At 71.4% G+C, this 9,325-nt stretch carries 6 protein-coding genes; 2 read left to right on the forward strand and 4 right to left on the reverse strand.

Going from position 1 to position 9,325, the window contains the following annotated elements; translation table 11 throughout:
* The first annotated feature begins 16 nt into the window (after nucleotides 1-16).
* Nucleotides 17-1,357, forward strand: coding sequence for a PLP-dependent transferase (locus tag FV220_RS22425; RefSeq protein ID WP_018041723.1), 1,341 nt, complete (start codon nucleotides 17-19; stop codon nucleotides 1,355-1,357).
* 2 nt (nucleotides 1,358-1,359) lie between these two features.
* Complete coding sequence (locus FV220_RS22430) at nucleotides 1,360-2,421, forward strand: isopenicillin N synthase family oxygenase (RefSeq protein ID WP_147833288.1); 1,062 nt, start codon at nucleotides 1,360-1,362, stop codon at nucleotides 2,419-2,421.
* Nucleotides 2,422-3,164: 743 nt separating this feature from the next.
* On the opposite strand, the gene FV220_RS22435 is transcribed toward FV220_RS22430, so the two are convergent.
* The 4 genes from FV220_RS22435 to FV220_RS22450 all read right to left on the reverse strand — a co-directional run.
* Nucleotides 3,165-4,325 (reverse strand): VWA domain-containing protein, encoded by a 1,161-nt coding sequence (locus tag FV220_RS22435; RefSeq protein ID WP_147833289.1) that lies wholly within the window; start codon nucleotides 4,323-4,325, stop codon nucleotides 3,165-3,167.
* Nucleotides 4,322-6,631 carry a DUF5682 family protein gene (locus FV220_RS22440; RefSeq protein WP_147833290.1) on the reverse strand — a complete coding sequence of 770 codons (2,310 nt, stop codon included), beginning with the start codon at nucleotides 6,629-6,631 and terminating at the stop codon, nucleotides 4,322-4,324. The genes FV220_RS22435 and FV220_RS22440 overlap by 4 nt, the downstream gene beginning before the upstream one ends.
* 312 nt (nucleotides 6,632-6,943) lie before the next feature.
* Nucleotides 6,944-8,044 (reverse strand): AAA family ATPase, encoded by a 1,101-nt coding sequence (locus FV220_RS22445; protein ID WP_147833291.1) that lies wholly within the window; start codon nucleotides 8,042-8,044, stop codon nucleotides 6,944-6,946.
* Between the two features lie 3 nt (nucleotides 8,045-8,047).
* On the reverse strand, nucleotides 8,048-9,325 hold a 1,278-nt coding region (locus tag FV220_RS22450), incomplete at its 5' end, for a DUF5691 domain-containing protein (RefSeq protein WP_147833292.1).

The following is a 9,325-nucleotide window of genomic DNA, read 5'->3' on the forward strand; positions in this document are numbered from 1 at the left end:
TTCCCGGAGCCACCCCATGTCGAACCAGAACACGCCGAACTCGCCCCGGCCCGCCTCGCTTCACCCCGAGACGCTCGCCCTGCATGCGGGCTGGCGCGCCGATCCGACCACGGGCTCGGTGGCGGTGCCGATCCACCAGACCACCTCGTTCCAGTTCCGCGACACGGCCCATGCCGAGAACCTGTTCGCCCTGAAGGAACTCGGCCACCTCTATACCCGCGTGACGAACCCTACCGTCGACGTGCTGGAGCAGCGCCTCGCCGCCCTCGAAGGCGGGGCGGCGGCGCTGGCCCTGGCCTCGGGCCAGGCGGCCTCCGCCCTGTCGGTGCAGAACCTCGCGCGGGTGGGCGACAATATCGTCGCCTCCACCGACCTCTATGGCGGCACCTGGAACCTCTTCGCCAACACGCTGGCCGAGCAGGGAATCGAGGTCCGTTTCGTCGATCCGGCCGACCCGGAGAATTTCCGCCGCGCCACCGACGATCGCACCCGCGCCTATTACGGCGAGACGCTGGCCAACCCGAAACTCGCGGTCTTCCCCATCGCGGAGGTGGCCGAGATCGGCCGGGGCTTCGGCATCCCGCTCATCGTCGACAACACTGCCGCGCCGCTCCTGGCGCGCCCGTTCGACCATGGCGCGGCCATCGTGGTCTATTCCACCACCAAGTATCTCGGCGGCCACGGCATCGCCATCGGCGGGGCGATCATCGATGGCGGGCGGTTCGACTGGGCGGCCAACCCCCAGCGCCAGCCCGCCCTCAACACCCCCGATCCGAGCTATCACGGCGCGGTCTGGACCGAGGCGGCCAAGCCCCTCGGGCCCATCGCCTATATCCTGCGCGCCCGGGTCCGGCTGCTGCGCGACCTCGGCCCGTCGGTCTCGCCGTTCAACGCCTTCCTGACCCTGCAGGGGCTGGAGACCCTGGCCCTGCGCATCGAACGCCACAGCCGCAACGCGCAGGCCGTGGTCGATTACCTCGCGGCCCGGCCGGAGATCGAGCGGGTCATCCACCCGTCGCACGCCACCGGCAAGGCGCGCGAGCGGGCGGAACGCTACCTCAAGGGCGGCTATGGCGGCCTCGTCGGGTTCGAGCTCGCCGCCGGGCGCGAGGCCGGCCGTCGCTTCATCGAGGCCCTGTCGCTGTTCTATCACGTGGCCAATATCGGCGATGCCCGCAGCCTCGCCATCCATCCGGCCACCACCACCCACGCGCAACTCACGCCCGAGGACCAGCGCGCCACCGGCGTGTCCGACGGCTATGTCCGCCTCTCCATCGGCCTCGAGCACATCGACGACATCCTGGCCGATCTCGACCAGGCCCTGGCCTCGGTCGGGTCCTTCGCGAAGGCCGCCTGACCGTGGCGGCCTCCCCGCTGGTTTCGTGGGCGGCACCGGAATCCTCTGCTCCCGCCGCCTCGATCCCCCGTCTCGACCTGCGCCGGCTGGATGCCGGGCCAGCCGAGCGGGAGGCCTTCCTGGCCGAACTGCGTGATGCCGCCCGCGATGTCGGCTTCTTCCACCTCGTCGGCCACGGCATTCCGGCGGCGGAGATCACGCAGGTCCAGGCCCTGGCCCGGCGCTTCTTCGCCCTGCCTCTCCCGGAGAAGCAGGCGGTGGCGATGGTGCGCTCACCGCATTTTCGCGGCTACACGGCGGCCGGACGCGAGATCACGCGGGGCGCGCCGGATTGGCGCGAGCAATTCGATGTCGGCGCCGAGCGCGAAGTCCTTCCGCAGACCGCTGCCTCGCCCCCCTGGAGCCGGCTGCAGGGGCCGAACCAATGGCCGGTCGGCCTGCCCGACCTCCGCGTCGGCCTGCTGCGCTGGCAGGCGGCGGTGACGCAACTCGGCATCCGCCTGCTGCGCGCCTTCGCCCTCGCCTTGGGCCAGCCCGAGGACGTGTTCGCCCCGATCTACCAGGGCGCGCCGAACCAGCACATCAAGATCATCCGCTATCCCGGCCGCGAGGCCACGCAGGGAGAGCAGGGCGTCGGCGCCCACAAGGACAGCGGCTTCCTCACCCTCCTGGTCCAGGACGGGCAGAGCGGCCTCGAAGTCGAGGGGCCGAACGGTTGGATCGCGGCCGAGCCGGTGGAGGGGAGCTTCGTCGTCAATATCGGCGAACTGCTCGAACTCGCCTCCAACGGTTACCTGCGGGCCACGATCCACCGAGTCGTCACCCCGCCGGCGGGGCGCGACCGTCTCTCCGTCGCGTTCTTCCTCGGCGCCCGCCACGACGCCACGGTGCCCCTCCTCGCCCTGCCGCCCGACCTCGCTTCGGAGGCGCGCGGGCCGGCGAGCGACCCCGACAACCCGCTCTTCCACGAGGTCGGCCGCAACTACCTCAAGGGCCGCCTGCGCTCCCATCCCGACGTGGCGGCGCGGTTCTACGGCGATCTCGCCGAAACGGCCCCCGCATGATCGGCGCTGCGTGGAAAGCCGTCTCCGATCTGCTTCGCGCGCCGCCGTCGCTTGGCGGGGTTTGCTTTGCCAGGCTTCGGCCCGGTGAGATCCGGCACGGAATCCCGGACGCTGCCCATCTCGGCGGGGTCGCCGCCACGTTCAGCCACGTCGTCTTCCGCACCGAGGTTTCCGAACCATGCTCGCCCCCTCCGCCGCCGAGCCCGACGCTTATCGAGAGGTCCGCACGGCCGACGACCGCTCTGCGGAGAGCTTCGACATAAGCACCCTCGCCCTTCTCCCGTCCCGCCGCTTCGCCATCCATGCAGGCCTGAGTGAGGCCGGCCCACGCCATCGCTGCGGATCGGGGAGGGGGACTCCATGAGACGCGCCTTGTGGCCGATCCGCTCCCGCTCCCGCCGGATGCTGAAACGCAGGCTGCGGAGGGCGAGGGCGTTTCACCCGGCCCTGCTTCGCGAAAGAAATCGGCTCGCGGCCGATCCGTCTGCCGACGAAACAACTTCGGATTAGATGCGTGCCGCTCAGAGTCTTTTTTGATCGGATGTCTCAGCGGATGCCCATGCCAAATTCGATCGTCTGCCAAAGTCGATCATCCAAGCAGACCTCCTCATCCTGAGGCGCCCGCGTCAGCGGGCCTCGAAGGAGGCCTCCAGTTGTCGCGCGATCCCTGGAGCCCTCCTTCGAGGCCGCTACGCGGCACCTCAGGATGAGGTAACGCCCTGGACAACAACTCAAACAAGCTCTCAGCCGGGCGCGCCCGCCGCCGGGATCGCCGCGATGCCGGCCGAGGCGGCCCAGGCCGTGAGGTCGGATTTCCGGATCGCCGCCGCCATCAGGTCGGGAAACAGGTCCGGCGTGCAGGCGAAGGCGGGCACACCCAAGGCGGCGAGCCGGCCCGCCAGCGCCCGGTCGTAGGAGGGCGCGCCCTCGTCGGACAGGGCCAGCAGCGCCACCACCTGCACGCCCGACGCCACCATCCGCTGCGCGCGCGCCAGGAGCCCGGCCTCGACGCCGCCCTCGTAGAGGTCGGAGATCAGGACCAGGATCGTGTCCTCGGGCCGGGTGATGCGGGATTCGCAATAGCCCATTGCCCGGTTGATGTCGGTGCCGCCGCCGAGCTGGACCGAGAAGAGCACCTCCACCGGGTCTTCCAACTCGTCGGAGAGGTCGACCACCTCGGTGTCGAACACGACGAGACGGGTGGTCACCGCCGGCAGCGAGGCCATCACCGCGCCGAAGATGCTCGAATAGACGACCGAACTCGCCATCGAGCCGGATTGGTCGATGCACAGGATCACGTCCTTGAGGCTGGCGCGCTGGTGCCGTCCATGGCCGAACCGGGTCTCGGGGATGATGGTGCGGTACTCGGCCTGGTAATGGCGCAGGTTGGCCCGGATGGTCCGGTTCCAGTCGATCTCCGTGTGGCGCGGGCGCCGGTTCACGCTGGCGCGATCGATGGCCCCGGTCACCGCCTGGCGCAGTGGCTCTTCGAGCTTGCGCATCAGGGCCTCCACGACCTTGCGCACCACGAGGCGGGCGGTATCCTTGGTCTTGCCGCCCAGCAGCCCGCGCATGGAGATCAGGGTCGAGACGAGGGCGACGTCGGGGACCACCGCCTCCAGCATCTCGGGCTCGGTGAGCATGCGCTTGAGGTCGAGGCGCTCGAAGGCGTCGCGCTGCATCACCTGCACCACGGAGGCCGGGAAATAGTCGCGGATGTCGCCGAGCCAGCGCGGCACGGAGGGGGACGAGGCACCGAGGCCACCCTTCCGGTCGGAATCGTAGAGGGCGCCGAGCGCCCGGTCGATGCCGACATCGCGGCCCGACAGGCCGCAGCCGGTGCCGTCCGCCGCGCCCCCGCCGAGGACGAGGCGCCAGCGGCGCAGGCGCTCGGTGTCGCTCATGGCGTGTCCTCCGTCGTCTCGCTCTCCACAGGCGCCAGGAGGAGGCGCAGGACCGGCAGCACCCTGGCGGCGCGTTCGGCATCGAGGATGCGGCCCGATCCCTCTTCGTCGGAAACACCCGTCCCATGGCGGTTCAAAGCCTCGCCGATGGCGCGTCGCTCGCCCTGCGAGATCGTCGCGAAGGTGCGTCGCAGCAGGGGGAGCAATTCGGCAAAGAGCGTCCCGTCGAGGCCGGCGAGCCATTCGTCGATGACCGCGAGCAGGGTGCCGCCATGGATCAAGGCCGTGCCGCTCTCCTCCAAAAACCCCTCGATCCAGGCGGCCGCCGCCATCGTGCCGGAGGCGCGGGACAGAGCGAGGCGAAGCCGGTCGCCGGCCTGTTCCGCATCGAGGGCCCGATCATCGAACAGCAGTCGCACGGCGCGTCCGACGACGCGGCCATGCACATGGCTCTGGTCGGCAAGGCCGCGAAGGGCCTCCTGCCAGACGGCCTTCAGGTCGGGCTCCTCCAGGAGGGAGATCGCTGCGTGGACGCCGACGATCCGCGCCTTGGCGGCACTCGCTGCGTCGTCGTCGAGGCTCTGGCAGGCCGCCGTCAGTCCTGCGGCGGCGCGCGGCACGAGCCCGCGCACCACGCCGAGCACCGGCTCCGTATCGGAGGAGCGCACCGAGCCGTAGCGCGCCAGTTCGGCGAGCGGTGGCAGCGCCTCCATGAGGTCGAACACGTCCGCCGAGACGGCGGCGCGGTCGTTGAGGGCGCGGATCACATCCTCCCCGGCTCCGGCGAGATCGGCGTCGAGGAGCGTGCCGATGAGGCCCGACAGTTCCGCGACGCGGGTCGCTTCGTGCGCCCGCCTGCGCACCCGGCTGGCGGCGGCCTCCGCCACCGTGCCGCCATCGGCCGAGGCGGCGACCAGATCCACCACCCATTCGGGCTGCCAGGACAGGAACCACGCCTCCTTGAAGGTGCCGCGCCCGCGCGCCTGCTGACGCCGGCCCCAGGGGATGCCGATGAGGTGGAGCCGGTTGAGGAAATGGCTGCGGGCGAGGTCGTTCTCCTTGCGCAGGTCGAGGACGAGGTCGCCCGCGACCGCCTCCGGCTTGAGGCGCAGGCTCTTGCAGGTCGCGGCGAAATCCGCCTCCACCGGCGTGCCGGGACTGTCCGGCGGGGTCGCGCCCAGGCGCTCGCCGATGACGAGCTTGCGTCGGATCAGCGCCATCGGGGCCGGATCGGCGAAGCACAGGGTCGCCTGCGCGGCCTCGTGCAGGTCGTCGAGGGAGGGGCGTGCCCGGCCCCGGAACCCGGCCAGCGCCTCGGCGAGGCGGGCAGCCTCGATCACGGAGGCCGGCGAGGCGTCGAGGTCTTCCGCGCGGAGCAGGGCCGCCGCGCGCGCGAGCCACCGGGCGGCGACGCGGCCCTCATGGTTCCATAGCGTGTCGTACCATTCGGGCGAGAGCACCCCGGCCCGGTAGCCGCTGGCGGTGGCGAGGCGCTCGTAGGACCAGGGCGCCCAGGCCGCGGCGACCTTGGTCCGGGGCAGCCCTTTCAAGGTCGCCGCATCGAGGCCGACCTGTCCCTTGGCATCGTGGCGTGCCAGCGCGGGGGCGTGCCAGGCGCCGCAGATCACGGCGATGCGGGCGAAATCCTCGCGCGCCGCCTTGCGGAGGCAGGTGCGCATATGCGCCTCGCGCGCCTCCTCGCGAAACGCCTCCCCGTCGGCGCCCTGGCCGGGAGCGGTCTCCGCGCCCTCGCGCAGGGCCGTCATGGCCTCCTGGATCGCCGCGAACACGTCGCCGTCCTCGCCCGCGCGGCTCTCGACGAAGGCGTCCCACCAGCGTTCGCCATCGGGAAAACCCGCGACCTCGGCCAGTTCGCCGAGAGGATCGCGCCGAACGGCGACGGAAGGCGCCTCGGCGGGCGCGGGCGTATCGAGCCCGGCCGGCGCCGTCTCGCCTTCGGGCGCCTCTCCCCTCGTTTCGAACCCGTCGGCGAGCTGGATCGCGTGCGGCAGGTCGATGAAGCGCAGGGTCGCCCCATGGTCGAGTCCATGCCGCATGGCCACCCATTCGGGCGAGAAGGCCGCGAAGGGGAAGAAGGCGCAGGTCTGCGGCCGGTCCGCCCGGTAGACGAGCAGGGCCACCGGCGGCGCCATCGCCGGGTCGGCGACGAGGGGGATCAGGGCGTCGGCATCCGGCGGCCCCTCGATGAGCAGGCAATCGGGCCGGAAGTCATCGAGGGCCGCGCGCAGCGAGCGGGCCGATCCCGGCCCGTGGTGGCGGATGCCGAAGATCCGAACCTCAGGCATCGCGGCCGGGGGTGGTGGGGCGAAGGCTCATGGCACGAACGGTCTCGTGGGTGGAATGATGAGGCAGCGAGGGACGGGCGCCGCCGAGTGAAGACGGGCCACGCCTCTCCCCGCTTGCGGGGAGAGGATCACAGGCACCTCGTCGTGCCTGTGATGAGCGGAGCGAGGGTGAGGGGGCGGCTCAGGATGAGGCACTTTCGGAATCGCCCCCTCACCCTCGGCTGCCGCCTCGCCGCGCCGACGACGGGGTCGTCGCGGCCCTCTCCCCGCGCGCGGGGACAGGGATGCTCACCCCGCGTCTCGACGCGCGGGTCACGCGCTCTCGCGGGCGGCGCGGTAGAAGTCCTTCCACTCCGACCGTTCCTTCACGACGGTTTCGAGATATTCGCGCCAGACGATGGCGTCCTGCACCGGATCCTTGATCACCGCGCCACTGATCCCGGAGACGAGGTCGTGGGCTGAGAGGTGGCCGTTGCCGAAATGGGCGGCCAGCGCCAGCCCGCTGCCGACGACGCTGATCGCCTCGGCCGTGGAGAGCGTGCCGGACGGCTGCTTGACCTTGCTCTTGCCGTCCGCGGTCACACCCTCCCGCAACTCGCGGAAGATGGTGACGACGCGGCGGATCTGGTCGGCGCCGGGCGGTTCGGCCGGGATCTCGAAGGCGCGCCCGAGGGCGGCCACGCGGGATTCGACGATGGCGATCTCGGCCTCGATCGTGGCCGGCGAGGGCAGCACCACGGTGTTGAAGCGGCGCTTCAACGCGCTCGACAATTCGTTGACGCCGCGATCCCGGTTGTTGGCGGTGGCGATGAGGTTGAAGCCCCGGGCGGCGGCGATCTCCTCGTTGAGTTCCGGGATCGGCAGGGTCTTCTCGGAAAGGATCGTGATGAAGCTGTCCTGCGTCTCGGAGGGGATGCGGGTCAGTTCCTCGACGCGGGCGATTCTGCCCTCCTCCATGGCGCGCACGATCGGGCTCGCCACCACGGCCTCGCGGCTCGGCCCCTTGGCCAGCAGCAGAGCGTAGTTCCAGCCGTAGCGGATGGATTCCTCGCTGGTGCCGGCCGTGCCCTGCACGATGAGGCGCGAGGTGCCGCAGATCGCCGCCGCCAGATGCTCGCTGACCCAGCTCTTGGCGGTGCCCGGCGTGCCGAGGAGGAGGAGCGCTCGGTCGGTGGCCAGCGTCGCCACCGCCACTTCCATCAGGCGCCGGTCGCCGATGTATTTCGGCGTGACCTCGAAACCGGAGTCGAGCCGTCCGCCCATGAGGTAGGTGACGACGGCCTGTGGCGAGAGCAGCCAGTTCGGCGGGCGCGGCCTGTCATCGGCGCCGCGCAGCGCCTCCAGCTCCTCGGCGAAGGCATCCTCGGCGGCCCGGCGCAGCTGCGTCGTCTTGGTTCCGTTGGTCTGGCTCATGCCTCAGGCGAACTCCCGTCGGATGGTGGCGCGCAGCGCGAGGGTTTCGGCGAAACCCTCGATCTGCCGGCGCAGGTTGTCCTCGGCCTCGTCCGGCAGCCGGGCGAGGATGGCGGCGGCGGAGGCCGCATGGTCCTCGTCGGGCCAGGCCCGTTCGGCGAGGCGGGTGAGCAGGTAAGCGGAGGCGAGGTCCTTACGGTCGGATTGCGAGGTCCGCGTCACCGAGGCGAGCCAATCGAGGAGGGCCGCCGTGAAGGCCTCGGACAGGGAGGAGGGGGGCTGCCTCAGAAGGGTCAGGATCGTATCGATCTCCCCCTTGGCGAGCATCTGCGTCACCGTCGCCTCCCATTCCGCAGCGGGAAGCGACCGCACGGCGCTGGCCCAGGTCTCACGGAGGGCATCGCCCGGCTCGATGCCGGTGAGGCGCCCGGCGGCCGCCTCGCCCAGCACCGACACCATCGTCCGTACCCAGTCGAGGTCGCGCTCGCGGCGCGCGGCGGTGAGAAGGCCATCGACGATCTGGATCGGCCATTCGCTGCGCAGGGCCAGTTCGATCCAGAGCCTCGGCGGATGTTCGGCGAAGGCGTGGAGGGGAGCGGCGGCGATGACGCTCTCGAGCAGACCGGCCCTCGCGCCGCCGCGCCTCCGCTCGTAGGCGTTCGGCTCGATCCCGTCCCGGGCGAGCGTCGGCGATTCCTCCGGCAGCGTGACCACCAGAGTGTGTTTCGTCCCGCCGAGGAGCTTCTCGCTGCTCTCGACCACGAGGGCGGTTCGCGCCCGCGCCGCCATGCGGGAGGCGAGGAGCGACTGGGTGAGGCGCGGCAACAGACTCCTCGCCGCCGCGCGCACGCCGCCCGCGCGATCGTCCAGGCAGGTTTCGAGAAAGGGCGAATCCGCCTCCGATAGGCCGATCTCCAGGATGTGGACGAGGCGCTCACGCATGTCCGCCTTCTCGGCGCGGAACCCAGCCTCCAGTTCGGCGCGGGCTCCCGCCGGATCGCGCCGGCGGAAGTCGGCGAAGGCGGCGTGGCGCTCGGCGGGGCTCTCCTCCGGGCCGTCCGGGGCCGGAGTCGCCGCCTCGGCGCCTCGGGCGGAACAGGCCGCTTCCAGCCAGGCGAGCTCCTCGCCCGCGACCGCGTCGATGATCTCTTCCCACTCGCGCCGGTAGGGCGCGAGGGCCGGAAGCAGCCAGGGCGGCGCGCGCATCCCTGCCGCAGCGGCGAGCTCACACCACTCCTTCAGGCGGCCCCGCGCCTCTGTGCCCCCGGCGAGGAGCAGCCC

Source organism: Methylobacterium sp. WL19, assembly GCF_008040005.1.
Taxonomy (GTDB): domain Bacteria; phylum Pseudomonadota; class Alphaproteobacteria; order Rhizobiales; family Beijerinckiaceae; genus Methylobacterium; species Methylobacterium bullatum.